25 protein-coding genes are annotated in these 26,534 nt (G+C 72.3%); 16 read left to right on the top strand and 9 right to left on the bottom strand.

Annotated features, from left to right (window positions below; genetic code table 11):
- Nucleotides 1–2 precede the first annotated feature (2 nt).
- Nucleotides 3–854, top strand: a complete 852-nt coding sequence (locus NIE111_RS05645; RefSeq protein WP_238683356.1) for a hypothetical protein — start codon at nucleotides 3–5, stop codon at nucleotides 852–854.
- Nucleotides 855–933: 79 nt separating this feature from the next.
- Here the strand turns inward: NIE111_RS05645 and NIE111_RS05640 are convergent, their stop codons facing one another.
- Nucleotides 934–1,461: a DUF3093 domain-containing protein gene (locus NIE111_RS05640; RefSeq protein ID WP_238683355.1), complete on the bottom strand. Its 528-nt coding sequence runs from the start codon at nucleotides 1,459–1,461 to the stop codon at nucleotides 934–936.
- 90 nt (nucleotides 1,462–1,551) lie between these two features.
- Here NIE111_RS05640 and dut point away from each other — a divergent pair, with 90 nt between their 5' ends.
- From dut to NIE111_RS05620, 4 genes are all read left to right on the top strand, one after another.
- A complete protein-coding gene (dut, locus tag NIE111_RS05635; protein ID WP_091400603.1) occupies nucleotides 1,552–2,088 on the top strand; it encodes a dUTP diphosphatase in 537 nt (178 codons plus the stop codon).
- 25 nt (nucleotides 2,089–2,113) lie between these two features.
- Nucleotides 2,114–2,776, top strand: a complete 663-nt coding sequence (locus tag NIE111_RS05630) for a DUF3710 domain-containing protein (protein WP_238683354.1) — start codon at nucleotides 2,114–2,116, stop codon at nucleotides 2,774–2,776.
- Nucleotides 2,777–2,890: 114 nt separating this feature from the next.
- Nucleotides 2,891–3,271, top strand: coding sequence for an OB-fold nucleic acid binding domain-containing protein (locus NIE111_RS05625; RefSeq protein WP_124816055.1), 381 nt, complete (start codon nucleotides 2,891–2,893; stop codon nucleotides 3,269–3,271).
- Between the two features lie 25 nt (nucleotides 3,272–3,296).
- The gene (locus NIE111_RS05620; RefSeq protein ID WP_210785171.1) at nucleotides 3,297–3,980 is read left to right on the top strand and encodes a DUF3159 domain-containing protein; all 684 of its coding nucleotides are present in this window, start codon (nucleotides 3,297–3,299) and stop codon (nucleotides 3,978–3,980) included.
- A 42-nt stretch (nucleotides 3,981–4,022) separates the two neighbouring features.
- Here the strand turns inward: NIE111_RS05620 and NIE111_RS05615 are convergent, their stop codons facing one another.
- Together NIE111_RS05615 and NIE111_RS05610 are read right to left on the bottom strand one after the other, a co-directional pair.
- Nucleotides 4,023–4,712, bottom strand: a complete 690-nt coding sequence (locus tag NIE111_RS05615) for a potassium channel family protein (RefSeq protein WP_238683353.1) — start codon at nucleotides 4,710–4,712, stop codon at nucleotides 4,023–4,025.
- Between the two features lie 3 nt (nucleotides 4,713–4,715).
- Nucleotides 4,716–5,381 (bottom strand): potassium channel family protein, encoded by a 666-nt coding sequence (locus tag NIE111_RS05610; protein WP_112586756.1) that lies wholly within the window; start codon nucleotides 5,379–5,381, stop codon nucleotides 4,716–4,718.
- Between the two features lie 163 nt (nucleotides 5,382–5,544).
- On the opposite strand from NIE111_RS05610, the gene NIE111_RS05605 reads away from it, so the two are divergent.
- From NIE111_RS05605 to dxs, 3 genes are all read left to right on the top strand, one after another.
- Nucleotides 5,545–7,629 (top strand): APC family permease, encoded by a 2,085-nt coding sequence (locus NIE111_RS05605; protein ID WP_238683352.1) that lies wholly within the window; start codon nucleotides 5,545–5,547, stop codon nucleotides 7,627–7,629.
- A 70-nt stretch (nucleotides 7,630–7,699) separates the two neighbouring features.
- Entirely contained in the window at nucleotides 7,700–8,920 is a 1,221-nt protein-coding gene (locus NIE111_RS05600) for a class I SAM-dependent RNA methyltransferase (protein WP_238683394.1), read from the top strand.
- A gap of 115 nt (nucleotides 8,921–9,035) precedes the next feature.
- Nucleotides 9,036–10,982, top strand: coding sequence for a 1-deoxy-D-xylulose-5-phosphate synthase (dxs, locus tag NIE111_RS05595; protein WP_238683351.1), 1,947 nt, complete (start codon nucleotides 9,036–9,038; stop codon nucleotides 10,980–10,982).
- A gap of 230 nt (nucleotides 10,983–11,212) precedes the next feature.
- On the opposite strand, the gene NIE111_RS05590 is transcribed toward dxs, so the two are convergent.
- On the bottom strand, nucleotides 11,213–12,406 hold the full coding sequence (locus NIE111_RS05590; RefSeq protein ID WP_372488281.1) for a hypothetical protein: 1,194 nt from the start codon (nucleotides 12,404–12,406) through the stop codon (nucleotides 11,213–11,215).
- A 495-nt stretch (nucleotides 12,407–12,901) separates the two neighbouring features.
- On the opposite strand from NIE111_RS05590, the gene NIE111_RS05585 reads away from it, so the two are divergent.
- Both NIE111_RS05585 and NIE111_RS05580 read left to right on the top strand, forming a co-directional pair.
- Nucleotides 12,902–14,665: a DUF6311 domain-containing protein gene (locus NIE111_RS05585; protein WP_372488287.1), complete on the top strand. Its 1,764-nt coding sequence runs from the start codon at nucleotides 12,902–12,904 to the stop codon at nucleotides 14,663–14,665.
- Nucleotides 14,665–16,461, top strand: a complete 1,797-nt coding sequence (locus NIE111_RS05580; protein WP_238683349.1) for a DUF6311 domain-containing protein — start codon at nucleotides 14,665–14,667, stop codon at nucleotides 16,459–16,461. The genes NIE111_RS05585 and NIE111_RS05580 overlap by 1 nt, the downstream gene beginning before the upstream one ends.
- Here NIE111_RS05580 and NIE111_RS05575 read toward each other — a convergent pair whose 3' ends face one another.
- A complete protein-coding gene (locus NIE111_RS05575; protein ID WP_274530729.1) occupies nucleotides 16,462–18,333 on the bottom strand; it encodes a DUF6311 domain-containing protein in 1,872 nt (623 codons plus the stop codon).
- A gap of 142 nt (nucleotides 18,334–18,475) precedes the next feature.
- On the opposite strand from NIE111_RS05575, the gene NIE111_RS05570 reads away from it, so the two are divergent.
- Both NIE111_RS05570 and NIE111_RS05565 read left to right on the top strand, forming a co-directional pair.
- Complete coding sequence (locus tag NIE111_RS05570) at nucleotides 18,476–19,756, top strand: outer membrane protein assembly factor BamB family protein (protein ID WP_238683347.1); 1,281 nt, start codon at nucleotides 18,476–18,478, stop codon at nucleotides 19,754–19,756.
- A complete protein-coding gene (locus NIE111_RS05565) occupies nucleotides 19,753–21,036 on the top strand; it encodes an outer membrane protein assembly factor BamB family protein (protein ID WP_238683346.1) in 1,284 nt (427 codons plus the stop codon). The genes NIE111_RS05570 and NIE111_RS05565 overlap by 4 nt, the downstream gene beginning before the upstream one ends.
- On the opposite strand, the gene NIE111_RS05560 is transcribed toward NIE111_RS05565, so the two are convergent.
- Nucleotides 21,037–22,188: a C39 family peptidase gene (locus tag NIE111_RS05560; protein WP_238683345.1), complete on the bottom strand. Its 1,152-nt coding sequence runs from the start codon at nucleotides 22,186–22,188 to the stop codon at nucleotides 21,037–21,039.
- A 141-nt stretch (nucleotides 22,189–22,329) separates the two neighbouring features.
- Between NIE111_RS05560 and NIE111_RS05555 the strand changes: the two genes are divergently transcribed.
- The 4 genes from NIE111_RS05555 (at nucleotide 22,330) to NIE111_RS05540 (ending at nucleotide 24,905) form a co-directional block, all read left to right on the top strand.
- Nucleotides 22,330–22,998 (top strand): response regulator transcription factor, encoded by a 669-nt coding sequence (locus tag NIE111_RS05555; RefSeq protein ID WP_196921708.1) that lies wholly within the window; start codon nucleotides 22,330–22,332, stop codon nucleotides 22,996–22,998.
- A complete protein-coding gene (locus NIE111_RS05550; RefSeq protein ID WP_238683344.1) occupies nucleotides 22,995–24,170 on the top strand; it encodes a sensor histidine kinase in 1,176 nt (391 codons plus the stop codon). Before NIE111_RS05555 ends, NIE111_RS05550 begins: the two co-directional genes overlap by 4 nt.
- Before the next feature lie 163 nt (nucleotides 24,171–24,333).
- Nucleotides 24,334–24,489: a VOC family protein gene (locus tag NIE111_RS05545; protein ID WP_238683343.1), complete on the top strand. Its 156-nt coding sequence runs from the start codon at nucleotides 24,334–24,336 to the stop codon at nucleotides 24,487–24,489.
- Nucleotides 24,486–24,905 carry a VOC family protein gene (locus NIE111_RS05540; protein WP_238683342.1) on the top strand — a complete coding sequence of 140 codons (420 nt, stop codon included), beginning with the start codon at nucleotides 24,486–24,488 and terminating at the stop codon, nucleotides 24,903–24,905. The genes NIE111_RS05545 and NIE111_RS05540 overlap by 4 nt, the downstream gene beginning before the upstream one ends.
- Before the next feature lie 87 nt (nucleotides 24,906–24,992).
- Here the strand turns inward: NIE111_RS05540 and NIE111_RS05535 are convergent, their stop codons facing one another.
- The 3 genes from NIE111_RS05535 to NIE111_RS05525 are packed head-to-tail and all read right to left on the bottom strand — an operon-like array spanning nucleotide 24,993 to nucleotide 26,463.
- On the bottom strand, nucleotides 24,993–25,655 hold the full coding sequence (locus tag NIE111_RS05535; protein ID WP_238683341.1) for a dihydrofolate reductase family protein: 663 nt from the start codon (nucleotides 25,653–25,655) through the stop codon (nucleotides 24,993–24,995).
- On the bottom strand, nucleotides 25,652–26,128 hold the full coding sequence (locus NIE111_RS05530) for an SRPBCC domain-containing protein (RefSeq protein ID WP_238683340.1): 477 nt from the start codon (nucleotides 26,126–26,128) through the stop codon (nucleotides 25,652–25,654). Before NIE111_RS05530 ends, NIE111_RS05535 begins: the two co-directional genes overlap by 4 nt.
- Entirely contained in the window at nucleotides 26,125–26,463 is a 339-nt protein-coding gene (locus NIE111_RS05525) for an ArsR/SmtB family transcription factor (protein ID WP_238683339.1), read from the bottom strand. The genes NIE111_RS05530 and NIE111_RS05525 overlap by 4 nt, the downstream gene beginning before the upstream one ends.
- Between the last annotated feature and the right edge of the window lie 71 nt (nucleotides 26,464–26,534).

The following is a 26,534-nucleotide window of genomic DNA, read 5'->3' as shown; positions in this document are numbered from 1 at the left end:
CGATGAGCGATCGAGGCGGCACCACCGATGGCGGCACGGACGACCTCGGCGCCACCCGTGGCACGGACGACCTCGGCGCCACCCGTGGCACCGACGACCTCGGTGCCACCGTGGCGGCGTTGACCGCTGACGACATCGCTCCGGCCCGACGCCGCCAACTGCTGACCCGGATGGTCGGGCAGGCCCGTGCGCGGGGCGTCTCCGACCTGTTCAAGCCCCGCGCCGCCGTGCGGTGGATGGTCGACGCCGTCGCCGAGATAGCCCCGCACGTGCCGGTACGGGACCTGGACACGCTGCGCCAACACTTCCCCGGCCTGGACGACGTCGCCCTGGCCGACCGGCTCATCCGTAACGCGTCGAGGACCACCGCCGCGATCGGCGCTGCCGGTGGGGGCGTCGCGGCCGTCGAGTGGACGGTGGCCCCCACCCTGCTCTCCGCGCCGGTGCTGCTCGCCGCCGAGACAGTGGCCGTGGTGGCGGTGGAGCTGAAACTCGTCGGCGAGTTGCACGAGATCCACGGCGTGGCACTACCGGCCGCCGGCAGTCAACGGGCGGTCGCGCTGGTGCACTCGTGGGCCACTCAACGCGGCGTCAACCCGATGGTGCCCGGCGTGGGAGTGGGAGCGGTGCTCGGCACCGCCGCCCGCAAGGAGTTGCGGGACATGCTGCTGCGGCGTTTCGGGCGCAACCTCACCACGCTGGGGCCGTTCCTGACCGGCGCGGCGGTGGCCAGCTTCCTCAACCGCCGGGCCACCCAGCAGATGGCCGAGCAACTCCAGGTCGACCTGCGTCGGCGGGGCATCGCCCGGCCCGCGCCACCGGCGGCCCTCCCAGGCCCGCCCACCGGCACCTGAGCGGGCCTCACCGTCGAACCGGCACCTGCGCGGGCCCATGCCATCCGACCGGCACCTGAGCCAGCCCGTCGGCGTCGGCTCAGCCCAGCTCGCCCGCCGTCGGGTGGGAAGCCGACAGGGCGTCCCGTGCGGTCAGCACCGCCTCGGCCAGCTCGACCGGGTGGCGGGTGCTCACCACCCAGAACGGGGTCGGATCCTCGGGATCGTCGAGGATCACCTGCACGGCCCCGCCGATCCACGGTCGCTGCACCACGAAGGCGAGCGGGTCCGCGCCGACACCGAGCACCTCACGTCGGCCGGCCACGTCCAGCGGCACCACGTCGGCCACGAAACGGACCGGCAGGCGGGCGTCGTCCACCCGCAGCTCGCCGTCGGTCACCCCGACCCGGATCCGGCCCAGCCACCACAGCCCGACCGCGGTGAGCGGCACCAACACGGCGAACGGCAGCCAGGCGCGGACGCCGGAGGCGCCCATCCAGATCTCGACGGCCAGCAACGCGGCGGCCACCAGCCCGGCCAGCCATAGCCACCAGGGCAGATCCAGCCGCTCGGTGTACGCCGAGCGGGCGGAGACCGGCGGCTGATCGGCGGACGGGGAGGGCGACATGCTCACTCCTGCGAGGGTACGGCGCACGGCGGCTCGACGAACCGGCAGGATGGCAGGGTCACCCCGCGAACCGGACGGAAGAGGGGACCCGTGACCGACGTCGTACCCGTGCCCGTGCAGCTGCTCGACCCGGAGCTGCCGTTGCCCACGTACGCCCATCCCGGCGACGCCGGGGCCGACCTGGTGGCGGCCGCGGACGTGGAGCTGCCACCCGGCGGCCGTGCCCTGGTGCCCACCGGTGTGGCCATCGCGCTTCCGGAGGGGTACGTGGGACTGGTCCATCCCCGCTCCGGTCTGGCGGCCAGGCTCGGCGTGACGGTGCTCAACGCGCCCGGTACGGTCGACGCCGGCTACCGGGGTGAGATCCTGGTCAACCTGATCAATCATGATCGGGATGTGCCGGCGAAGATCTCCCGCGGCGATCGGATCGCGCAGCTCGTGGTCCAGCAGGTCGCGCGGGCGCGGTTCGAGCCGGTGGTCGAGCTGCCCGCGTCCCGGCGCGGGACTGGTGGGCACGGGTCCACCGGTGGGCACGCCGGGCTGGTGCCGTCGCCGACGGGCCAGGACCGGGTCGAGCGGCGGCCGAGCGAGCCGGGCCGCGGGCAGACGGAAGAGGTGGCAGGGTGAGTGTGAACAGCGGAGGGCAGGCGCAGTGATCTTCTCCCGAAAGCGGGCCGATGCGGAGCGGCAGACCCGTGACGAGCGGGCTACCCAGGTCCCGGACCAGGGCGATGCCACGCCGACGCTGGAGCGCGGCCCGTACGACATCTCCGAGAGCTACGACGACGTGCAGCGACTCGACCTGGGCAGCCTGCACATCCCGGCGATCGCCGACGTCGAGGTGCGGGTGCAGGCCGACCCGCAGGGTGTGGTCCAGCAGGTGGTGCTGGTGCACGGTGACAACGCGCTCCAGTTGGGCGTCTTCGCCGCCCCCCGGTCCGAGGGGATCTGGGACGAGGTGCGCGAGGAGATCCGGCAGTCGCTGCTCCGTGACGGCGCGAGCGCGCAGGAGGTCGCCGGCGAGTACGGCCCGGAGCTGCACGCCCAGGTGAACACCCCGGACGGCGCGACGAACCTGCGGTTCGTCGGAATCGACGGGCCGCGTTGGATGGTCCGGGGCGTGTTCCAGGGCCCGGTGGCGACCGACCCGGCAATGGCCGGCCCGCTCGTCGAGTGCCTGGACGGCCTGGTGGTCGACCGTGGGCAGGAGGCGAAGCCGGTCCGCGAGCCGTTGCCGCTGCGGCTGCCCCGGGAGATCGCCGACCAGGCAGAGGCCGAGGCGGGCGACGCCGCCGCCGCGCCTCGTCAGGTCTGACCGGCGCGCACCGGCCCGCCGGAACCAGCCCCGTCGGCGTACGCTGGCGGCACGGTTCCGGCGCCGCCGGTGCCGGCCGGGGACGGCGAGCGTGGAGAGGGTGACGCGGAGGTCATGACGACCGACGAGGGCCGGGTGTCGCTGCGGCGCATCCTGCAGAGGTTCACCGCCAGCGAGGCCGAGATCGACGCGCAGGAGCTGCGTCGGGAGAGCGCCGAGTGCGGCGGAATCCCCGCCCAGCAGTGCTCCCGGGGTCAGCTGGTCTCGGTCGCCGGTCGGCTGCGCACCGTGGTCTATACGCCGCGCACCAATCTGCCCACCCTCGAGGCCGACCTGTACGACGGCAGTGACGTGGTGACCCTGGTCTGGCTGGGTCGACGGCACATCGCCGGGATCGAGCCGGGCCGGCATCTGACCGCCCGTGGCCGGGTGGCCGTGCGGGACGACCGCAAGGTCATCTACAACCCCTACTACGAGCTGGACTCGCCCAAGTGATGGCACTGCGGACGGAAGGCCGGCGATGACGACGGGACAGGACCGGGCGGCACAGCCGGATACCGACCCTCAGGACGAGGAGCCGCTGCCGACGATCGCCGAGCAGATGGCCGATCAGCTCGGCGGCTGGCGCGGGCTGGTCGAGTCCAGCATTCCGGTAGTGGTGTTCGTCGTCGCCAACATCATCGGCGAGTTGCGGCCGGCGGTGATCGCGTCGATCGCGGTCGCCGTGCTGATCGCAGGGCTGCGGCTGGCCCAGCGTCGACCGATCCGGCACGCCGTCAACGGGCTCTTCGGCGTCGGCGTCGGCGCGGCCATCGCGTGGCGCACCGGCGATGAGCGTGACTTCTACCTTCCCGGCATCCTCTACGGCATCGGCTACGGCATCGCCCTGCTGATCTCGGCCGCGATCCGCCAGCCGCTGGTGGGCTGGATCTGGTCGGTCCTGGTGGCCAAGGGCCGTTCGGAGTGGCGGTCCGACCCGAAGCTGGTGCGCACCTTCACCCAGCTGACAGTGCTCTGGGGCGTGGTCTGGCTGGCCAAGGTGGGGGTGCAGGCCGGGCTCTACCTGGCCCACCAGGACACCGCCCTGGGCGTGGCCCGGCTGGCGCTGGGCTACCCGCCGTACGCGCTGCTGTTGCTGATCACGGTCTGGACGGTGCGTCGGGTCACCCGGGAGTCGCCGCCGGCCCCGCTGCCCAGCGCCTGAGCGGCGCCCGGTCATCCGGGCCGCTCAGCGCGCCGGTCGGGCTCAGCGTGAGCCGCGCGTCCGTTCGACGCTGTCCGGCCCGAGGACCACCTGGCGGACCTGGTCCTCCACCTCGGCGGTGCAGACGAAGATCAGCTCGTCGCCGGCCTCGATCGGGTCGTCCGGGCTGGGCACCAGGACCCGCTTGCCGCGCAGGATCGCCACCAGTGCGGAGTCGCGGGGCAGCGGCACGGCGTGGATCGGCTGACCGACGTAGGGGGCGGTCGGCGGCAGGGTGATCTCGACGAGGTTCGCCTCGCCCTGTCGGAAGGTCATCAGCCGGACCAGGTCGCCGACGGTGACCGCCTCCTCGACGAGCGCGGCCATCACCCGCGGCTTGCTCACCGCGACGTCCACGCCCCACTGCTCGGTGAACAACCACTCGTTCTCGGCCCGGTTGACCCGGGCGACCACCCGGGGCACCGCGAACTCGGTCTTGGCCAGCAGCGACAGCACCAGGTTGGTCTTGTCGTCGCCGGTCGCCGCGACCACCACGTCGCAGCCGGCGACGTCGGCCTCCTCCAGGCTGGACAGCTCGCACGCGTCGGCCAGCACCCACTCGGCGGCCGGCACCCGGTCCGGGCGCAGCATCTTGGGCTGACGCTCGATCAGCATCACCTGGTGGCCGTTGTCGATCAGCTCCTGGGCGATCGAGCGGCCCACGTTGCCCGCGCCCGCGATGGCGACCCGCATGGCTCAGTGCCCTCCTTCCGGCGGCGTCGCCGCCACCGACGTGACCGTCGCCACGATGTCATCGCTGACCAGCATGAACACCTGGTCGCCCTCCTGCATGACCGTGGAGCCGGTGGGCAGCGTGCCGATGCCGAAGCGGATCAGGTAGGCCACCCGCGCCCCGGTCGCGTCCTCCAGCGTCCGCACCGGTCGGCCGATCCAGTCCTTGTGTACGGGCACCTCGACGATCGACACCGTGCTCGTGGGGTCGCGGAAGATCTCCACGTTGCCCTCCGGCACCAGGTGTCGCAGCATCCGGTCCGCCGTCCACCGCACGGTCGCCACCGTGGGGATGCCCAGCCGCTCGTAGACCTGCGCCCGGCGCTGGTCGTAGATGCGGGCGGCGACCCGGGACACACCGAACGTCTCGCGGGCCAGCCGAGCCGAGATGATGTTGGAGTTGTCGCCGCTGGACACCGCCGCGAAGGCGTCCGCGCGCTCGATGCCGGCCTGCCGGAGCACCTCGCCGTCGAAACCGGCCCCGGTCACCGTGATCCCGGCGAAGTCGGGGCCGAGCCGGCGGAAGGCGTCGGCGTCCTGGTCGATCACCGCCACCGAGTGCCCTCGGGACTCCAGGCTGTGGGCGAGCGTCGACCCGACCCGACCACATCCCATGATCACGACGTGCACGCTGTCCCTCCCAAGGTGCGTACCGCTGGCGCTGCCGGTGGCCTTCGAGTGCGAGCCTGCCACGTCCCGGTCGCGAGCGGGGACCGACCGTACCCCGCCGTCACGAGCAGCGGTGATCGCCCACCCCCGCGCCCCCGCCGTGGTGGTCGTACTCTTGGCGTTCGTGGCCAGTCCCACCTCGCTGCTGAAGCGGCTTCTCCTCGGTCGACCGTTCCGGTCCGACCGGCTTCAGCACACCCTCCTGCCGAAGCGCATCGCGCTGCCCGTGTTCGCCTCCGACGCGCTGTCCAGCGTCGCGTACGCGCCCGACGAGATCCTGCTGACCCTCTCCATCGCCGGCGCGTCCGCGTACTTCTTCTCGCCGTGGATCGCGCTGGCCGTGGTCGTGGTGATGCTCACCGTGGTGGCCAGCTACCGGCAGAACGTGCACGCCTACCCGTCCGGTGGCGGCGACTACGAGGTGGCCACTGTCAACCTGGGGCCGAAGTTCGGCGTCGGGGTGGCCAGCGCGTTGCTGGTCGACTACGTGCTCACCGTGGCGGTGTCGGTCTCCTCCGGGGTGGCCAACCTGGGCTCGGTGGTGCCGTTCGTGGCCACCCACAAGGTCCTGATCGCGGTGAGCGCTGTGGTCCTGCTCACCGCTGTCAACCTGCGTGGGCTGCGCGAGTCGGGCACGGCGTTCGCCATCCCCACCTACGGCTTCGTGATCGTGATGCTCGGGATGCTGCTCACCGGGCTGTTCCGGGTCTTCGTGCTGGGCGACGAGCTGCGCGCGCCGAGCGCCGACCTGGTGATCCAGGCCGAGCACAGCGTCACCGGTTTCGCGCTCGTCTTCCTGCTGCTGCGGACGTTCAGCTCGGGCGCCGCCGCGCTCACCGGCGTGGAGGCGATCTCCAACGGGGTTCCGGCGTTCAAGGCGCCGAAGAGCCGCAACGCCGCCACCACCCTGCTGCTGCTCGGCACCATCTCGGTGAGCATGTTGGTCGGGATCATCTGGCTGGCCCGGCTCACCCACCTGCAGTTCGTCGAGGATCCGAACCTCCAGATCGTGTCCGGCCCCGAGGGGTACGTGCAGAAGACGGTCACCACCCAGCTCGGGGAGACCGTCTTCGGTTCCGGGTCGATCCTGCTCTACGTGCTGGCCGGGGTGACCGCCCTGATCCTGTTCCTGGCCGCGAACACCGCGTTCAACGGCTTCCCGGTGCTCGGCTCGATCCTGGCCCAGGACCGCTACCTGCCCCGCCAGTTCCACACCCGGGGCGACCGGCTGGCCTTCTCCAACGGCATCACCTTCCTCGCCCTCTTCGCGATCGTGCTGATCGTCGGCTTCCAGGCCGAGGTGACGAAGCTGATCCAGCTCTACATCGTCGGGGTCTTCGTCTCGTTCACCGTCTCCCAGGTCGGCATGATCCGGCACTGGAACCGGCACCTGCGCACCGAGCGGGACCCGGAGGCGCGCCGCCGGATGGTCCGCTCCCGGGCGATCAACACGTTCGGCGCGGGCCTGACCGGCGCGGTGCTGGTGATCGTCCTGATCACCAAGTTCCTGCTCGGCGCGTGGATCGCCATCGCCGCGATGGCGGTGATCTACGTGCTGATGCTGGCGATCCGGCGGCACTACGACCGGATCGCCGTCGAGCTGACCCCACCGGACGAGGGCCGGGCCGTGCTGCCCGCCCGCAACCACGCGATCGTGCTGGTCAGCAAGGTGCACCAGCCGACGCTGCGGGCCATCGCCTACGCCCGCGCCACCCGACCGGACACGCTCACCGCGGTGACAGTCAACGTGGACGAGAAGGACACCAGGGACCTGCAGGCCGACTGGGAGCGCCGAGAGATGGCCATCCCGCTCACCGTGATCGACTCGCCGTACCGGGAGATCACCCGCCCGATCCTGGACTTCGTCGCCTCCACCCGGCGCAAGTCGCCCCGGGACGTGGTCACCGTGTTCATTCCGGAGTACGTGGTCGGCCGTTGGTGGGAGAACCTGCTGCACAACCAGAGCGCCCTGCGCCTCAAGGGTCGGCTGCTCTTCGAGCCGGGGGTGATGGTGGTCAGCGTGCCGTGGCAGCTCGCGTCGACAGCGAGCAAGAACCTGGACCGGCTGGACGCCACACTGTCCCGGACCCCGGCGCGTGGGCCACGGAGCGCCGTGCCACCGCTGGGCGCCGCCCCGCCGGTGGCCGCCGCGCCGCCCAGCGAGGGCGGGCCCGAGAACAGCGCAACGATGGGAAACACACGTGACTGAGCCGGGCGGTCCGCGGACCGCGACACCCAGGACGCCGTCGGCGTCGACCTCGTCGACGTTCGAGCGGGGGCTGGCCGAGACGGACCGGGTCGAGCTGACCGTAGACGCGGTCGCCCCCGGAGGGCACTGTGTCGCCCGGGTGGACGGGCAGGTGGTCTTCGTCCGACACGCGCTGCCCGGTGAACGGGTCATCGCCGAGGTCACCGAGGTGCACCGGGGGTTCGTCCGGGCCGACGCGGTGACAGTGCTGGAACCCTCACCGGATCGGGTCGAGCCGCCCTGCCCGTACGCCAAGCCGGGCGCCTGCGGGGGCTGCGACCTCCAGCACGTCGCACCGGCCGCGCAGCTGGCCTGGAAGACCGCTGTGGTCCGCGAGCAGTTGGTCCGCCTCGGTGGGCTGACCGACGTCGAGCTGGACCGGCTCGGCGTCCGGGTCGAGGCGTTGCCCGGTGGGCTGCTCGGCTGGCGCTCCCGGGTCCGCTACGCGGTCGACGCCGCCGACCGGGCCGGCCTGCTCAAGCACCGCTCGCACGAGGTGGTGCCGATCGACCGCTGCCGGATCGCCCACCCGGCCATCCAGCAGCTGCCGGTGCTCACCCCCACCGGTGCGCGCTGGCCGGCCGCCGAGGCCGTGGAGACCGTCGCCAGCACCGGCGGGGACGTGACCATCACGGAGATCCGCGACGGGATGCCCGTACCGGTCAGTGGCCCGACCGAGGTCCGCGAGGTCGCCGCCGGACGGGACTGGACGCTGCCCGCGTCCGCGTTTTGGCAGGTGCACCCGGCCGCCGCAGACACCCTCTCCGCCGCCGTGCTGGAGTTGCTGGACCCGCAGCCGGGCGAGGTCGCCTGGGACCTCTACGGCGGTGCTGGGCTGTTCGCCGCCGGGCTGGCCGCTCGGGTCGGCGCGACCGGCCGGGTGACAGTGGTCGAAGCGGCGGCGCAGGGTGTCGCCGCCGCCCGGGAGAACCTCGCCGACCTGCCCAGCGTCGAGGTGGTGTCGGCCCGGGTGGAGACCGCGCTGGCCCGCCGACGAATCACCGGCCCGGTCGACGTGGTGGTGCTCGACCCGCCGCGCTCCGGGGCCGGCGCCCAGGTGGTCCGCGCGCTGGTCGCCGCCGGCCCGCGGGCGGTCGCGTACGTGGCCTGTGACCCGGCCGCCTTCGCCCGGGACGTGCGTACCTTCGCCGACCTCGGTTGGCGGCTGGCGGCGCTACGGGGCTTCGACCTCTTCCCGATGACGCAGCACGTCGAGCAGGTCGGGCTGCTGCTTCCCCCGGACGGGCGGTAGAACACCCGACGTCGGCGCCTGACCGGGTGCTCAGCTGCCCACTCCCCGCCAGGCGCGGGTGCGTGGGGCTCGGGCCAGGCTGCGGAGTACCGGGGGGCCGATAGACTCTCCGGTCATGAGTGTTGAAGAGGACACGGCCAACCACGGCCGGCTGCTGGGGACGGTTCGCGGTCCGCAGGACGTCAAGCGGATGTCCGGCGAGGAACTGGACGTCCTCGCCGCCGAGATCCGGGACTTCCTGATCACCAAGGTCTCCCGTACCGGCGGGCACGTCGGGCCCAACCTCGGTGTGGTCGAGCTGACGCTCGCCATGCATCGCGTCTTCGACTCCCCCCGTGACCGGCTCCTGTTCGACACCGGCCACCAGGCGTACGTACACAAGATCCTTACCGGACGTCAGGCCGGCTTCGACAAGCTCCGTCAGCGCGGTGGCCTCTCCGGCTACCCCAGCCAGGCGGAGAGCGAGCACGACCTCATCGAGAACTCGCACGCTTCCACGGCGCTGTCCTACGCCGATGGCCTCGCCAAGGCGTACGCCCTCCGGGGCGAGGCGCGCAGCGTCGTGGCAGTGGTCGGTGACGGCGCGCTGACCGGCGGCATGTGCTGGGAGGCGCTGAACAACATCGCCACCGCCGGCAACTCCCTCGTGATCGTGGTCAACGACAACGGCCGGTCCTACTCGCCGACCATCGGCGGGCTGGCCGACCACCTCTCCTCGCTGCGGCTCAACCCCGGCTACGAGAAGGTCCTCGACACCGTCAAGGACGCCCTCGGCTCCACGCCGCTGGTCGGCAAGCCGATGTACGAGGTGCTGCACGCTGTCAAGAAGGGCATCAAGGACGCGGTCGCCCCGCAGGCCATGTTCGAGGACCTGGGCATCAAGTACGTGGGCCCGGTGGACGGGCACGACGTGGGCGCGGTCGAGGCGGCGCTGCGCGCGGCCAAGAACTTCGGCGGCCCGGTCATCGTGCACGCCGTCACCCGCAAGGGTTACGGCTACCGCCCCGCCGAGGAGGACGAGGCGGACTGCCTGCACGGGCCCGGCAGCGCCTTCGACGTGGAGACCGGCGCGCTGCTGGCCGCCCCGTCGGTGAAGTGGACGCACGTCTTCGCCGACGAGCTGCTGGCCATCGCCGACGAGCGCCCGGACGTGGTGGGCATCACCGCCGCCATGGCCGAGCCGACCGGCATCGCCAAGCTGGCCCGCAAGTACCCCGAGCGTGTGTACGACGTGGGCATCGCCGAGCAGCACGCGGCCACCTCGGCGGCCGGGTTGGCGCTCGGTGGCCTGCACCCGGTGGTAGCGGTCTACGCCACCTTCCTCAACCGCGCCTTCGACCAGGTCCTGCTGGACGTGGCGATGCACAAGCTGCCGGTGACCTTCGTGCTGGACCGGGCGGGCATCACCGGCCCGGACGGGCCCAGCCACTACGGCATCTGGGACATGTCGGTCTTCGGGGTGGTGCCGGGGCTGCGGATCGCCGCTCCCCGCGACGCCGCCACCCTGCGCGAGGAGCTGCGCGAGGCGCTGGCCGTCGACAACGGCCCGACAGTGGTGCGGTTCCCGACCGGTGCCGTCGCCGCGGACCTGCCGGCGCTGCGCCGGGTCGGCACCGTCGACGTGCTGGCCGAGTCCGCCCGTACCGACGTGCTGCTCGTCGCCGTCGGCTCCTTCGGCCAGTTGGGCATGGAGGTGGCCGCCCGGGTCGCCGAGCAGGGCTACGGGGTCACCGTCGTCGACCCGCGCTGGGTGCGTCCGGTCCCGGCGGAACTGGTCGACCTGGCCGCCCGCCACCGGCTCGTGGTCAGCGTCGAGGACGGCGTCCGGGTCGGCGGGGTGGGCGACGCGCTCGCCCAGGCGATGCGTGACGCCGACGTCCGGGTACCGCTCAAGGATCTGGGTGTGCCGGCCGACTGGCACCCGCACGGCACCCGCGCGCAGATCCTCGCCGACCTGGGTCTGACCGCTCAGGACGTGGCCCGCAACGTCACCGGTTGGATCTCCGGCCTGGATGCCACCCCGGACCGCCTCACCCCCAGCGACGCGGCCGCACAGAACTGACGAGACGAACGACGGCGGGCGTCCCGAGGGACGCCCGCCGTCGCATATCCAACCCCGCCCTGCCCTGCGCGCCCCGCCCTGCGCGCCCCGCCCCGCCTCCGCCGATCTTGCACTTTCGGTTGGCGTATTGCACCTTGCGTGTCGATTTGTCGGCACAGAAAGTGCAAGATCGCGCGGGCGGGGCGGGGCGGGGTGGGGTGTGGGGTGGGGGTGGGGGGTGGGGGGTGGGTTTAGCGGGGGGAGATTGAGCGGTAGTGGGTTTTGTCGGTGTTGGCGAGGCTGTAGGTCTGGGAGCGGGACGGGGTGGGGATGACCGCCAGGCCGGGGCGCTCGACCAGCAGGGGAGTGCCCGGCGGAACGGACAGGGAACTGTCCCGGGTGGCCCGCCAGCTCAGCACCACCAGCGGCTGACCGGGCACCGGAAGTTGGTACGCCTGCAAGGGGGTGGCCCGGTCGGCGGGTGAGACGACCGGCGCGCTCCCGTCGGCCGGTCGGTAGATCACCGCCGTCATCGCGCCGGCGTCGGTGTCCCAGCTGAGCTGCTGCAACTCGGCCGGCTCGCCACCGCCGAGGGCGACTTCGCCCAGCGAGCGCACGGTGAGCTTCGCCATCGGCCAGGACGTCGGTACCGAGCGTGGGGCGTCCCGGTCCCCGATCCGGCGCGGAATGCTGCCGAAGGGGCCCCGATCGCCGGACAGCACGCAGGTGTCCAGGCCGGTGAGCGCCCGCCGGCCCGTACCGGACTCGTCGCGGACCAACGGGTAGCGCGGGTCGACGGTGCCGGTGCCCAGGTCGAGCAGCCGGTCGGCGGCCCGCCCACGGGGGAGCGACTCCGTGGTTCGCAGGGTCGCGGTAACGCCGACAGCCGTGCAGGACGGCACGTCGACAGGTGCGCTGAGACCGTCCGCGATCCTCAACGTCCGGTCCTGCGGCCCGAGCAGGCTCTGCACCCGGGCCGAGACCAGGTAACGCCGACCGCCGGCCGTCTGCACCGGCAGCACGTCGGAGTAGACGAGGTAACCCGGATCGGTGTACTCGGTGGCGCGGGTCACCGCGTACCGGTCGCCCTCGCGGGTCAGTTGCAGCAGCCAGGAGGCGCTTTCGCCGGGTACGTCGGCGGCCACCAGCGCCACCGGGGCGCCGTCGACCCGACCGGAGAAGAGGATGCCGGACGAGGGCAGATGCGCGCGGTCGTCGGCCGGCGACCGCCAGTTCCGGACCGCTGCGGTGACCGCCGCCGTCGCCGTGGCGTCCCCGGAGAGGTCGCCTCGGGGTGGCCACACGGCGAGGGTGCCGTCCAGGCTGTCGTACCCGACCCGGAGGTCCTGCGGCTTCCGCTCGGCTACCGGACCGCAGGCCGTGCCAGCCAGCAGCGCGCTCAGCAGGACGGGAAGCGCCCTGCCGTACCGACGGCCTGCAGTCACCTGGCCCGCCCCCCGATCGCCTCGCCGTCGCTGTCGGAAAGCGCCATAGTACGAGATGTCCGATGCGGCACCTCAGTTGGCCGGCCTCGTACCCACCACAATGGACAGCACCGGGGGTTTAGGGCGTTTTGGTTGCTCCGGTAGACTCCGCCGACTGTGACGCCTGCCGAGTCCCGCGCCCTGCCCGCGCCGCACCCGGAGGCGGCAGCCGACTCCGCCGAGCTGGTGAGTTACCGCACACCGGCCGGCCTCTTCGCCGGCCCGCCCGCGCTGACCGCCCCCAGCACAGCGCCGGCCGAGCCCGAAGCGCTGACCGCCCGCACCGCAGCACCGGCCGAGCCCGAAGCGCCGACCGCCCGCACCGCGGCACCGGCCGAGCCCGAAGCGCCGACCGCCCCCACCACAGCGCCGGCCAATCCCGACGTGCCGACCGACCCAGAAACGCCGGCAGTGCCCGAAACGCGGGCCGAGCCCGGAGCAGCGGCCGAGAGCGCGGTGCCGACGCGGGCGCGGTGGCGCCGGTGGACTCGGCGTCGGCAGCACCTGGCGGTGGGCGGGCTGTTCCTGCTCGCCGCACTCTGGGTGACCAGCCGGATCTGGCTGGACCCGTCCGGTCGGGTGGCCTCGCTCTACACCGGTGACCCGGCGCAGGTGCAGTTCTTCCTCGCCCACTCGGTACGCGTGGTGCTGCACGGCGAGTACCCGTTCTACACCGAGCAGTTCAACTACCCGGACGGCGTCAACCTGATGGCCAACACGGCCGTGTTGGCGCTGGGCATCCCGATGGTCCCGGTGACGCTGCTCTTCGGGCCGGCGGTCTCCTTCGTGGTGCTGGTCACGCTCGGTCTCGCCGGCACCGCGATGGCCTGGTACCTGATGCTCTCCCGCCACCTGGTGCGTACCCCGCTCGCGGCGGCGGTCGGCGGCTGGTTCTGCGGGTTCTCGCCCGCGATGCTCTCGCACGCCAGTTGGCACCCGAACATCATCAGTCAGTTCCTGCTGCCGTTCATCGTGTGGCGGGTGCTGGTGCTCACCCGCTCCGGAAAACCGGTCCGGGATGGGGCCCTGCTCGCCCTGCTGGTCACCGCGCAGGCGTTCATCAACGAGGAGATCCTGCTCTTCACGGCGTTGGCCTGCGGGGTCTTCCTGCTGGCGGTGCTGGCCCAGGAGCCGGCCCGGTGGGGGGCGGCGTGGCGACCCCTGGGCGCCGGCGTGGTGACCTGCGCGCTGCTGGCCGGGGCGCTGCTGGCGTACCCGCTCTACGTGCAGTTCGCCGGGCCAATGGCGTACCACGGGCTCAGCGACGCGGTGAAGGACTACGGCAACGACATCGCCGCCTTCTTCGCCCCCGGCTCGCCCACCCTCGGCGGCAACCAGCGGGCCAACATCAACCTGGCGCCGAACTACTCCGAGGAGAACGCCTTCTTCGGCTGGAGCCTGTCGATGCTGGCCATCGGCATCGTGGTCTGGCTACGCCGGGAGTTGATCGTTCGGGCGCTCGCGGTGACCGGCGTGTTCTTCGCCGTGCTCTCCCTCGGCGAGCGGGTCTCCTGGTGGGACCGCGAGCTGATCACCGGGCCGTGGCAGTGGTTGGTCCACCTGCCGCTGCTGGACGCTGTGGTGCCGACCCGGTTCGGGCTCATCACCAGCGTGGTGATCGGCCTGCTGCTGGCGCTCGCCGTCGAGCGGGCCTGGGCGCTACGCCCGGCCGACCGCCGTACCGTCCACGTGCTCACCGCCGCGGGCCTGGCCTTCGCGCTGCTGCCGATCGCACCGATGCCCCTGCGGATGGTCTCCCGGCCGCCGGTGCCGGACTTCATCACTGCCGACCGGTGGCGGGCGTACGTCGGGCCGGACCAGACGCTGGTGCCGATCCCGGTGCCCAGCATGGGCAACACGCACGGCATGCGCTGGGCGGCGGCCACCAACCTCGACTTCAAGATCCCCGGTGGTTACTTCCTCGCGCCCCGCAACGGCAACACCGGTGACGCGGGCCGGTTCGGCGGTCGTCCCAGCGGGGTTGGTCAGATGCTGGAGGAGGTGGCGACCACCGGCCGTACGCCCAAGCTGGACGACCGGCAGCGTCGGCGCTTCGCCGACGAGCTGCGGCACTGGCGGGCGGCGATCCTGGTGCTGCCAGTGCGGCAGCAGAACGCCGAGCCGCTGCGACGTACGGTCGAGGAGCTGGTCGGCCCGGGCCGCCAGGAGTTGGACGTCTGGGTCTGGGACGTCCGGACGCTCACCGACCGTTCGGTCTGATGACCACCGGGACGACGTCCCCGAACATCGCGCCCCCGGCGACGGTCGGCGTGTTCCGTCCGGCCTGGCTGCGGGACGCGCTGGTGGTGGCCGGCTATCTGGGCCTCGCCGTGCTGGTGACCAGCGGGCAGTGGGGTCACCCGTGGCGGCTGTTCCACCAGGCGGGTGACCAGATCCTCTTCGAGTGGATGCTGGCCCACGCGGCGCATGCCGTGGTCGAGGGGGAGAACCCGCTCTTCAGCACCGGGTTGAACGCGCCCGACGGGGTCAACCTGATGGCGAACACCTCGGTGCTCGGCCTGGGTGTCCCGCTCACCCCGGTCACCCTGCTCTTCGGGTCGCAGGTGGCGTTCTGCGTGGCGGTCGTCTGCTGCCTCGCCGGGACCGCCGTCGCCTGGTACGTGCTGCTGCGCCGCCGGCTGGTCGCCACCCGGGCCTCGGCAGCGGTGGGTGGGCTGATCTGTGGCTTCGCCCCGGGCATGATCGCTCAGGCGGGCGCCCACCTGCACATCGCCGCCCAGTTCCTGGTGCCCGCGATTCTCGCCCTGGTGTTCCGGCCCGCCTCGGAGACGACGCGACACGGCGTGTGGCGGCCCGGCGTCGGCCTGGGGCTGCTGCTCGTCTGGCAGGTCTTCATCGGCGAGGAGGTGCTGGTCTTCCTGGTGCTCGCGGCCGGCGTCTTCGCACTGGGTTACGCGCTCGCCGACCGGGTGGCCGCACGGCGACTGGCGCCGGCCCTCTTCGGCCGACTCGCGGTGGCGGCCGGCGTGGCGGCGGTGCCGTTGGCGTACCCGCTGTGGTTCCAGTTCCACGGCCCGCAGCACTACTCCGGGATGGCGTTCGCCACGCAGGGCTTCCAACTGGACGTCACCTCGTTCACCGCGTCGGCCCGGCAGACAGTGCTGGGTGACGACTGGCTGCCGGGGCTGCTCTCGCCGAATCCGACCGAGGAGAACTCGTTCTTCGGCCCAGGCCTGCTGGTGCTCGCCGTGGTGATCGTGATCTGGCAGTGGCGACGACCGCTGGTCCGGGCGCTGGCCGCCTGCGGCGTGGTCTTCGCCCTGCTCTCGCTCGGCGACGAACTGCGGGTGGACGCCGAGGCCACCGGCATTCCGGGGCCGTACCGGCTGGTCGGCGGACTGCCGTTGCTCGATCTCGCGGTGCCGGCCCGGTTCGCGCTGGTCTGCGTACCGGTGCTGGGTGTGCTGGTGGCGCTGTCAGTGGACCGGGTCGGGGCCGCGCGCGGGCCGAACGTGGCGCCGGACGTACCGGTGCGGCTGCTGTGGGCCGGCGCGGTCGCCGCCGCGTTGCTGCCCCTGATTCCGACGCCGATCCGCGTGGTGCCGGTCGCGCCGGTGCCGGCGTTTCTCGCCGCCGGTGGCTGGCGTCAGCTGGTGCCGCCCGGCCGGACGGTGGTAGCGGTGCCCCCGGTCACCGGCGCCGCGCGCAGCCCGGTGATGCTCTGGTCCGCCCGTACCGGTCTGGGGTTCGCCGCGCCGGGCGGCTACTTCATCGGGCCCAGCGGCCCGGACGACCCGGCGGCCCGCTGGGGTGCGCCGGACCGGCCCACGTCGGTACTGCTGCGGGAGGTGGCCGAGACCGGCGCGGTGCCGGTGCTCAGCGACGCCGACCGCCGCCAGGCCATCGAGGACCTGCGGCACTGGCGTGCCGCGGTGGTCGTACTCGGGCACCTGGAGCACGGTGACCCGGTCCGCCGGACCGTCGACGACCTGCTCGGCCCGGGCCGGCCGGTCGACGGCGGATGGTTGTGGGACGTCCGGGACCGGGTCGGCTGACTAACCCACCAGGGCGCGCACGTCCCAGACCCAGACGTCGTCGACCCGCTGCGGTGGCCCGATCAGGGCGGTGACCAGCTCACGGAGCACCGCCTCGCGGGGGTGCGCCCCGAGCACCACCACCGACGCCCGCCAGAACCGCAGGTCCTCGACGGCCTGGCGGCGGTTCTCGTCGGTCAGCGCCGGAACCGTGCCGCTGTCCATGGTGGAGTAGATGAGGGAGCTGGTCGGTCGGTTCGGCGCACCGAAGACCCCCTCACCCAGCTCGTTCGGGCCGATGAAGTAGCCGCCCGGAACGGGGAACTCCTGCCCGGTCAGCGCACTCCACCGCAGCGTCGGCAGACCATGAACGTTGCTCGGGATCGGCACCGGCACCAGGGTTCGACCCGCCGGCACGTACGGCCGCCAGCCGCCAGCGGTGATGAAGTGCGGCGGCGGGTCGATCTGCTGGGCGGGCAGCGGGCGGGGGAACAGCGGCAGCACGGCGAGCGCGACCGCCGCGTACCCCACCGGGCGCAGCCACCGGCGGCGCGTGGCGGCCGGCGCGGCCGGCTCGTCGTCGGACGTCGCCGGGGTGGCCTCGGCCACCCGCTGGGCCGGCACCCGCGGCTGGTCGGCCACCGGGCGCCCCTGGCGGTGCGCGGCGTCCCAGGTCAACGCGAGCAGTACGCCCACGGCGGCGGCGACCACCAGCGTCAACCGGGTCGGCATCATCATCTCGACCAGCGGCAGGTCGTCCGACACGTACGACCACGGGCCGCGCACACCGGTCTCCACACCGTCGAAGCGCACGAACGGCCCGATCGCGGCCACGCTGAACACCACGATGAGCACCGCGGCGATCCGGGCGGCCAGCGAGCGGCGTACGAGCAGCACCAGGGCCACCACCGAGAGCAGCACCAGCGGCCAACCGAACCAGGTGTTCTGCTCGGTCAGGCCGATGGTCTTCTCCACGGCCGGGTCACCGGCCCAGGTGTCCCGGGCGAAGGTGACGAAGGCGACCAGGTCCTCGCCCCAGTTGTGGAACACGCCGCCCTGCAGACCCCGGTAGGACTGCGGGCCGTTGAACTGGAACCAGATCGGGTACGCGGTGAGCACCAGGGCCAGCCCGCCGGCGACGCCGAGCCCGGCCAGGAAGGTGCCGGCGACGGCCCGGGTCGCTCGCGGCCGCTGCACGGCGTACGCCAGCACGATGACCAGGCAGGCCAGCGCGGTGAGCAGCAGCATCTCCTCGTTGATGAAGATCTGGTACGCCACCAGCGCACCGAGCACGAGCCCGTTGCGTCGCCACCGGCCCGGCTCGCCCAGGGTCAGCACCCGCACCACGATCAGCGGGAGCAGGAAGTTGGAGACGAAGTTCGGCTGGCCGTTGGCGTGGTGGATGATTCCCGGCGCGAAGCCGAGGAACGCGCCGCCGACGAACGCCGCCGCCCGGGAGCGCACCAGGTGGCGGGAGAGCATCCAGTAGCCGGTGCCGGCGGTGGCCGCGAGCGCCGCGCCCAGGTAGATCGCGTACACCACCTGGGGGCCGAGCAGCATGGTCAGCGGGGCCAGCGGCAGGGTCACCCCGAGCAGCGAGGTGTTTGCCATCATGTTCACCCCGTCCGGGGCGTTCTGACGGGCCGTGAACAGCGGGTTCTCCAGGTGCCGCACCGAGTACTCGCCGTGCGCGAACAGCCACTCGAACCAGCTGTGGTCGGTGGGCAGGTGCGAGGAGACCCGGCCGTTGACGTCACCCCAGTAGTTGAGGCAGACGAAGACGCCCAGCAGCACATAGGCTCCGAGGGCCAACAGGTCGGCTCGGGCCGGACGGCGTCGAGGCCGCCGTGTCGACTCGGCCTCCACCGGGTCGGCGTCGGTCACGGGATTCAGCGAAGGGTCTACCACCGGCACAGCCACGACGCGCCATCGTACAGGCGGGGTTCCGTCACTTTTGCCGGGCCGGTGCGCTGACTGTCGGTTTGCCGGACGGTGACCCGTCGGCCAGCCTTACCTGGCGACGGAAGGAGGGTCGTTGTCGATCATCGAGTTGGGCGAGATTCGCGACGAGCCCCTGTCGGCGTCTCCGGTTCGCCGCCCGCGCGCCGTCGGTCGCCCGCTGCGCAGCGCGACTGTGCTGTTCCTCAGCCTGGTGGTGCTGGCCGGTGCCGCGCCGACAACGCGGCGAACGGTGAGCGTGGTGCCGGCGTCGCGGACGGCCACCGCGTACCTGGCCGGGGACGCCGTCTTCGTGGTCGATCCGCCGACACCCGACGGGGACCGGTACCTGACCGCGTACGCCCGACCGGCGGCGAACGGCGCCGGGGTGCGGCGGCGGTGGCAGGCGCCGTTGGCCCGCACCGGTGACTACCTCGACGTCCGGGTCGAGCACGGGTTGGTGCTGGCGATGGCGGTCAGGGCCCCCAACCGGCTGTTCCAGACCACCGCCTTCGACACCGCGACGGGCCGGCAACGCTGGCAGCATCCCGGTGCTCCCCAGCCGACAACCGGCGGTGGCCTGCTGGTGACCAATGGCCGGGAGGACGGGTCGGGCGCGATGAGCGGGGTCGAGCCCGACACCGGCCTGGTGCTCTGGTCGCTGCCGATCCCGCCGGCCGCCAGCCCCACCTACCACCTCACTCCGGAGGGGCAGGTCGACCGGTTCGTGCTCCTGCAACCGACCGGCGAGGTGCAGGTGTACGACGCCGGCACCGGCCAGCTGCTGCGCAGCATCGACACGCTGCCCGGTGACCGGTCGGCGTACCAGCGGGTGCAGATCGTCGACGACCTGCTGCTGCTCGTCCCGCCGGGCAGCACCCGGCTGGTGAGCTTCGGGCTGACCGAGTTGGAGCCACTGTGGACTGCGGAGGTGACGCTGGTGTCGCATGTGCTCGAATGCGGCGGTCTGCTGTGCGCGGTACCGCAGACCGGCGGCCTCCAGGTGCTCGACCCGGCCACCGGCTCCGTGCGGTGGTCGGAACCGGGCCAGGACGTCCTGGCCGACGTCCGGTACGGTCGGCTGCTGATGGCCAGGCCCGGCCAGGGGTACGCGGTGCGGGACGCGGCCACCGGGCAGGTACGGACCGAACTGGGCGCGTGGAGTCTGATGCCGGTGCTACGGCCGGACGACCCGCTGGTCGGTGTGCGGCGGGGTGACGACGGCCGGATGGTCGTCGCCGAACTGGACCTGGTGGCCGGCCGAACACGCATCGTCGACGTGCTGCCGGGCATCGCCGGCAGTTGTCAGGCGTCCCTGCCGGTGCTGCTCTGCCAGCGCCTCGACGGCACTACCGCTCTGTGGAGGTTGACGCGGTGACCGACTCGGTGATCGACCTCGGCGAGCTGCGGGACGACAGGGACCCGGAGTCGACGCCGCGCCCACCTCGCGCTCACGGTCGCCCGCTGCGCTGCGCGCTGGTCGTGGTGCTCGCGCTGGTCACGCTCGCCGCGTCCGCCGTCGTACCGCCCCGGCCGGCCCCGGTGACACTGCCGGGCCGGCCCGGGTCCGATGTCATGATCGATGGTGACCTTCTCCTGGTCATGGAACCGGCCATCACCGAAGCGCGGCAGGCGCGGCTGGCCGCGTATCGAATGCCCGGCATCGAGCAGGTCTGGCAGGTGACGCTGCCGGCGGAGGCTCAGTACTGGGGGATGACGCCGCTGGCCGGAATGCTGCTGGCCACCGGGTACGAGATCGGCCCGGAGGGTCGGGAGACACTCACCGTCGCACTGGACCGGGCGACCGGGGCGTACCGGTGGCAGCAGCCGGGCGCCGTCTCCAAGCTGACCGACGGCAATCTGCTGCTGCGCAGCGGCGGCGAGACCGTACCGTCCAGTTTGCGCGCTGTGGATCCGTGCTGCGGCACCGTGCGTTGGGAGCAATCCGGCCTCAGCGCCGACATGAGGGTGCGGGACACCGGGCTCGGGGTGGACCGGGTGGTGCTCAACCAGGTGGACGGGCCGGTCGAGGTACGCGACGCGATCACCGGCGCGGTGCTGGCCCGCGCCGACCTGCGCCCACCCGACGGCGGTCGGATCGGACTGGACCTGACCAAGGACCTGCTGCTGTCCATCGACAGAGGCTCGGGCACTGTCACCGCGTACGAGCTGGACCAGCTCAAGCCCCGCTGGACCCGCGCCAGGGTGCACATCGACTTCGCGCTGGACTGCGGCCCCGTCCTGTGTCTGCGCACCGGCAACAACGAACTACAGGCGCTCGACCCGGCAACCGGCGAGGTGCGCTGGCGCAGCAGCCAGTGGGGGTGGGCCTGGCCGGCCGACGGCCGGCTGTTGGCCAACCTCAGCGGTGTCGGTCCGTCGGAGCAGTACGTCGTGCTCGATGCGCTGACCGGCCAGCAGCTGGCCGACCTGGGCCGGTGGGAGCTGTACCAACTCGGTGCCGGCGGCCGGCTGTTCGGCCTACGCCGGCATCCCGACGGAGGGATGCTCGTCGGTGAGCTGGACATCGCCGCCGGGAAGGTGCACATCCTGGACGTGCTGCCCGATGTCACCGGGGGGTGTCAGGCGGTCACCGGCTACCTGGTGTGCGTCGCCACCACGACCGGCTCGTACCAACTCTGGAAACTGACCGACTGATCACCAGTTCGCCTGGGTGGCCGGCGGGGGCAGCGGCACCGACACGGGCCGCAGCACGTACGCCACCCCGCCGCTGCCGCGTTGCCAGACCGCCTCGAACCCCTGTCGGGGCACTGTGCGACGGACCGCGTCGTCGTCCGGGGCGTACGGGTCGTTGAGCACCGGGTCGCCGTCGGCGGTGAAGCCGACCAGCACCATCAGGTGCCCACCGGTGTCGTACCCGAGCCCCGGCACCTCGTCGGCCCGGAACGCGGCGGAGACGATCAGCGGGATGCCGGCGGCGACGAACGCCTCCGCCTCGGCCAGCGACCGCAGCCGGGTGACGAACGCGTCCACCCCGTGCAGACCGGCGTACGCGGTGTTGAACGGCCAGTTGCCGGCCCCGGCGTACGCGTGGTCGTAGCAGTGCCGGGCGGCGTGCACCACCACCGGACGCGGGCCGGACGGCTCCACCCAGGCGTAGCGGTCCGGCGTCGGCTCGGCGCCCCAGTAGGCGAGCACCATCGAGGTGCAGGTGGGGCTGCACCAGGAGTCCCCGCCACCACCCCACTGCGGGTACTGGCCGGCGTGCAGCCGCTGCGAGTAGCGGGGCACGTCCAGCACCCGACCCCAGGCGGCGGACGAGACGGGCTTCCCCGCGTACCAGTGGTCGGCCGTCGTGGGGCCGGTGGCGACCGCGCCGATGCTGCGCAGCACCGGGCCGGTCGGGCCGCCGGCGGGCCGGCACAAGGTCACCCGCGTCTGCCAACCGGTGACCGTCGCTCCGGTCACGATCAGGGTGTCGGTGTCGACACGGGCGGCACTGTCGCGCTGTCCGGGCAGCGACGTGCGCCGTACCGTGTGGTCGCCGGCGGCCCAGTGGGCCAGCCGGTACCAGTCGGTGCTCGGCGCGTCGTCGTTCCAGCCGCGCAGGTCGACCTCGATCCAGCAGTCGTCCGGGGTGTCGGCCGTCCAGGACGGCACCACCTCGGCGATGGCGAAGCCGACAGGTACCGGCGGCGACGTCCAGGTGCCCCGTTCGGCGACGCCGTCGAGGACGAGCCCTCGACCGCTGGGGCGCAGGCCGTCGCCGCTGCCGCTGGTCGTGTCGTCCGGCAGGTGGAAACCCCGGTAGGCGATGTCCCGCCGGGTGGGTGGTGCCGCAGTGGTCATGCCAGTCCGTCCGTCGTTCGGTGCCGCCGGCCAGCATCGCGTACGCCGCGGTGGCCCGCAACGCCGGCCGGCGCGGCCGGCGAGGGACGATGGTTGCCGGCCGGCACTAGGTTGTCGGTGGTCAGCAGCGAGGAGGCCGGGATGCGGGTACTGGTGGTCGAGGACGAGCGCAACCTCGCCGACGCGATCGCACGGGGGTTGCGCAAGCGGGGGATGGCGGTCGACGTGGCGTACGACGGCGACGCCGGCCACGAGGCGGCGTTCATCACCCGGTACGACGTGGTGGTGCTCGACCGCGACCTGCCGGGTGTGCACGGCGACCAGATCTGCGCCGACCTGGCGGCCTCCGGCGCGTTGACCCGGGTGCTGATGCTCACCGCCAGCGGCACTGTGGCCGATCGGGTGGAGGGGTTGCAGCTCGGCGCGGACGACTACCTGCCCAAGCCGTTCGCCTTCGACGAGCTGGTCGCCCGGGTGCAGGCGTTGGGCCGGCGGGCCACCCCGGCCGCTCCGCCGGTGCTCGAACTGGCCGACCTGGTGCTCGACCCGGCTCGCCGGGTGGCCACCCGGGCCGGGGTGCCGGTGGACCTCACCAACAAGGAGTTCGGGGTGCTCTGCGAACTGCTCAAGGCGCGTGGCGCGGTGGTCTCCAGTGAGGAGCTGCTGGAACGGGTCTGGGACGCGAACACCGACCCGTTCACCACCATCGTCCGGGTCACGGTGATGACGCTGCGCAAGAAGCTCGGTGACCCGCCGTTGATCGAGACGGTGGTCGGGGCGGGCTACCGCACCGCCGAGGTAGGCGCATGAGCCGCCGGCTGCGACCCACCCTGCGGCTGCGGCTGACACTTCTCAACGGGGTGCTGCTGATCGGGGCCGGAGCGATCCTGGTGTTGCTGGCCTGGCTGCTGGTCCGCGACGCGTTGCGCCCCACCGACGAGTTGGTGCCCGGCACGATCGTGCTGCTCTCCGACGGCCGGCAGATGGACGCCGCCCAGTGGCAGCGGCAGTTGGTGGATGCCGCCTCCGGGGAGCTGCTGGCCAAGGGCCTGGTCGCGCTGTTGGCGATCAGCGTGGTCGGGGTGGCCGGCGCGTACGCGGTGGCCGGTCGCGCGCTGCGCCCACTGCACCAGGTCACGGCGACCGCCCAGCGGCTCGGTGAGGCGACGCTGGACCAGCGGATCGGCTACTCGGGAGCCGATGACGAGGTGGCCGAGCTGGCCAAGACGTTCGACGCCATGCTGGACCGGATCGCGTCCGCCTTCGAGGCCCAGAAGCGTTTCGTGGCGAACGCCTCGCACGAGTTACGTACCCCGCTCGCCGTGATGCGGACGGAGATCGACGTGACGCTCAGCGACGACGACGCGGACACCGCCGAGTACCGACGGATGGCGACAGTGGTCCGCGACGCCTCCGAGCGGGCCAACGGCCTGGTGGACGCGCTGCTGGTGCTGGCCCGCAGTGAGGCGCAGACCGGGCGGCAGCTGGGCCGGCGTACCGAGTGTGACCTCGCCGCGGGCACCGCCAACGCCCTGTCGGCGATGCGCCGCGAGGTGGAACGGATCGGCTTGCGGGTGCAGACGTCGCTGGAGTCCGCGCCGGTCGTCGGTGACCCGGGGCTGCTCGACCGGCTGGCCGGAAACCTGATCGAGAACGCGGTCCGCTACAACCACCTGCACGGTCGGCTCTGGGTGCGCACCGGCACCGACGGTGACCGGTCCTGGCTGGTGGTGGGCAACACCGGGTTCGAGGTGGACCAGGCCGACGTGCCGGGGCTGTTCGAGCCGTTCCGCCGTGGTGGCCGGGAACGCACCGGGGCCCGTGGCTCCGGCCTGGGGCTGTCCATCGTCCGAGCGGTGTGTGCCGCGCACGGCGGCACCGTACGGGTGGTCGCGCAGGCCGGTGGTGGCCTGGAGGTGACTGTCACCCTGCCGTCGTCGGACGCCCCGGTGGTGCCCGGAACGGTGTCCGCCGCCGGCTGATCGGGGTTGCGCGCCACGCTCGACCGGTGGCAAGATCGCGTCGTCAGCTCGGAGAGTGAAAGGGGGGTGCGTCGATGTCCATCAGTCAAGGCTCCGCACCCCGGGTCCTCGCAGGCTGACCCCCGGCGGCGGAGCGTCCCCATCCGAAGATGGCGAGACCACCGTGTGTCCACGGATCCGCAACATCAGTTTCGACTGCCATGACACGTATACCCTGGCCGGCTTCTGGTCGGCGGTGCCCGGCTACGCCCGGCTCCCGGAGGACGTTCCGGGTGACCCGGAAGCCGCCCTGCCGACCACTGTGGAGGACCAAGCATGAGTTCGACGATCCACAACATCAGCATCGACTGTCACGACACGTACGCACTCGCCGGCTTCTGGGCGCAGGTCTTCGACTGCCCCCGGCATCCCGACGACTTCCCCGGCGACCCGGAGGCGATGCTCCTGCCGCCGGGCGGCCCGGAGGTGCTGTTCCTCGCGGTGCCCGAGGGCAAGACGGTGAAGAACCGGCTGCACCTCGACCTGCAACCCGCTGACCGGAGCCGGGCCGAGGAGGTCGAGCGGCTGCTCGGTATCGGCGCGACGCTCGTCGCCGACCACGTCGGCCCGACCGGTGGTGGTTGGGTGGTGCTCGCCGACCCGGAGGGCAACGAGTTCTGCGTGCTCGGCAACGCGGCCGAGCGGGCGGCCGCCGCGGCGGCGCGGGCCGCGGCAGCGGCTGCCGAACCGGCCTGACCGTCGACGTACGACACCGGGCACCGGCCACCCTCGCGTGGCCGGTGCCCGGTGCCACGCTGCCGGGTCGGGACGTGACCGCGAGATTCAGGCAGTGGCCGGGCCGTGCCGTGGCGCGGGTGACTGGACGAAGGCCGTCGCGCCCTCGTACTCCGCGACCGGGGCGGCGCCGACATGCTCGTACTCGAGCAGGAGCAGGCCCTTCGCCGTCGCTTCGTGGTGAACCAGTCGGAGGCCGACGGATGCGCTGGGATGGTCGAGCAGCCGCCGCCCGGAACCGGCCACGGCGGGGGCGACGACGAGCCGGAGTGTGTCGACGAGGCCGGCCGACAACAGAGCCTTGCCGAGTTGTGCGCTCCCGTGGATCTGGAGCTCCCGTCCGGGCCGGGCCTTGAGTTCCCCGACGGTGTGGATCGGGTTGCCCCGGAGCAGCGTCGTCGGGTGCCAACTACCTGCCGCGAGGGTGTTGGTCACCACGTACTTCGGTAGTGAGTTCATGCGTTCGGTGAACGGATCGTCCGGGTCGGTGATCTGCGGCCAGTCCCGGGCGAACGCCTCGTAGGTCCGTCGTCCGAGCAGCAGACCGTCGGCGAGATCCAACCAGTCGGAGGTCCGACGGACGAAGACCTCGTCCAGGTAGGGCACGAGCCAGCCGCCGCTGGTGAACTCGTCGCTCGTGTCCTCGGTCGGCGAGCCGGGCCCCTGGCTGACGCCGTCGAGAGTGACGAACTGGGTAAGGACGAGCTTCACAGCGCCCCCTGGCTCTCGGCGAGCCCGGCGAGTTGTTCGGTGACCGAGCCCCAGCCGTCCGCGAAGCCGATCTTCTCGTGAAGGTCACGAGCGGCGGGATCACCGTGGCGGACGATGATCCGGTAGTCGGTGCCGTCCGGGTGGTCCTTCATGGTGATCTCCGCCGTCATCGGAACCGGGGTGGGGTTCGCCGGCCGCCAGGAGCTGTCGATCACGTTGGTGAACACGATCCGTTCGAGGTCGTCGACGACGAGGAAGCACGCGTCGAGGTGCGGGACGAACTCCACCCCGTCGTCGCTCAGCCGGGTCACGAGTGCGCCACCGGGCCGGACGTCCAAACGATCGACGCGGCACAGGGCCGGCGCCGGTATCCACCACTTCTCGAAGCGGGACGGGTCGGTCCAGGCACTCCACACGGCGGCGCGAGGGGCGCGGATGACCCGCGCCATGGTCAGGTCCAGGTCGGGATTCATTGCTGGTTCTCCTGCTCATCGGTGACGAGGCGTTCCAGGCGGTCCGTGCGCTCTTCCCAGGTCCGGCGCTGCTCCGCGAGCCAGTCGTCGACGACGGCGAGGCGCTCGCGGTTGAGCGCGCAGGTGCGCACCCGGCCGGACTTGGTCGTGTAGATCAGTCCGTTCGACTCGAGCGTCCGCACGTGCTTCATGAACGAGGGGAGGGTCATCGGACATTCGCGGGCGAGGTCGCCGACGCTCGTCGGACCGTGGCCGAGGCGTCGGATGACCCAGCGCCGGGTCGGGTCAGCGAGGGCGAGGAACACGCCGTCGAGCTGCGCCGAATACTGTGCCATAAGGCTAAGTGTTCCTCGGGGGTGACACTTAGCGCAAGGGCAAAGTATTGGCGGGCCACAGGGGGGTGGCT

The organism is Micromonospora hortensis (assembly GCF_022230935.1).
Taxonomy (GTDB): Bacteria; Actinomycetota; Actinomycetes; order Mycobacteriales; family Micromonosporaceae; genus Micromonospora; species Micromonospora hortensis.
The sequence above is the reverse complement of the archived record's forward strand: the minus strand, read 5'-3'. Positions and strand labels throughout refer to the sequence as shown.

Bases quoted from the DNA above. Each gene is read 5' to 3' on its own strand.
- NIE111_RS05615 (WP_238683353.1), bottom strand. From the start codon at position 4,712: ATGCGGGTCGCCATCGCGGGCGCGGGCAACGTGGGCCGCTCGATCGCC.
- NIE111_RS05560 (WP_238683345.1), bottom strand. From the start codon at position 22,188: ATGACCACTGCGGCACCACCCACCCGGCGGGACATCGCCTACCGGGGT.
- NIE111_RS05620 (WP_210785171.1), top strand. From the start codon at position 3,297: ATGACGACGGGACAGGACCGGGCGGCACAGCCGGATACCGACCCTCAG.
- NIE111_RS05555 (WP_196921708.1), top strand. From the start codon at position 22,330: ATGCGGGTACTGGTGGTCGAGGACGAGCGCAACCTCGCCGACGCGATC.
- NIE111_RS05530 (WP_238683340.1), bottom strand. From the start codon at position 26,128: ATGAATCCCGACCTGGACCTGACCATGGCGCGGGTCATCCGCGCCCCT.
- NIE111_RS05525 (WP_238683339.1), bottom strand. From the start codon at position 26,463: ATGGCACAGTATTCGGCGCAGCTCGACGGCGTGTTCCTCGCCCTCGCT.
- NIE111_RS05540 (WP_238683342.1), top strand. From the start codon at position 24,486: ATGAGTTCGACGATCCACAACATCAGCATCGACTGTCACGACACGTAC.
- NIE111_RS05550 (WP_238683344.1), top strand. From the start codon at position 22,995: ATGAGCCGCCGGCTGCGACCCACCCTGCGGCTGCGGCTGACACTTCTC.
- NIE111_RS05625 (WP_124816055.1), top strand. From the start codon at position 2,891: ATGACGACCGACGAGGGCCGGGTGTCGCTGCGGCGCATCCTGCAGAGG.
- NIE111_RS05645 (WP_238683356.1), top strand. From the start codon at position 3: ATGAGCGATCGAGGCGGCACCACCGATGGCGGCACGGACGACCTCGGC.
- dxs (WP_238683351.1), top strand. From the start codon at position 9,036: ATGAGTGTTGAAGAGGACACGGCCAACCACGGCCGGCTGCTGGGGACG.
- NIE111_RS05640 (WP_238683355.1), bottom strand. From the start codon at position 1,461: ATGTCGCCCTCCCCGTCCGCCGATCAGCCGCCGGTCTCCGCCCGCTCG.
- NIE111_RS05580 (WP_238683349.1), top strand. From the start codon at position 14,665: ATGACCACCGGGACGACGTCCCCGAACATCGCGCCCCCGGCGACGGTC.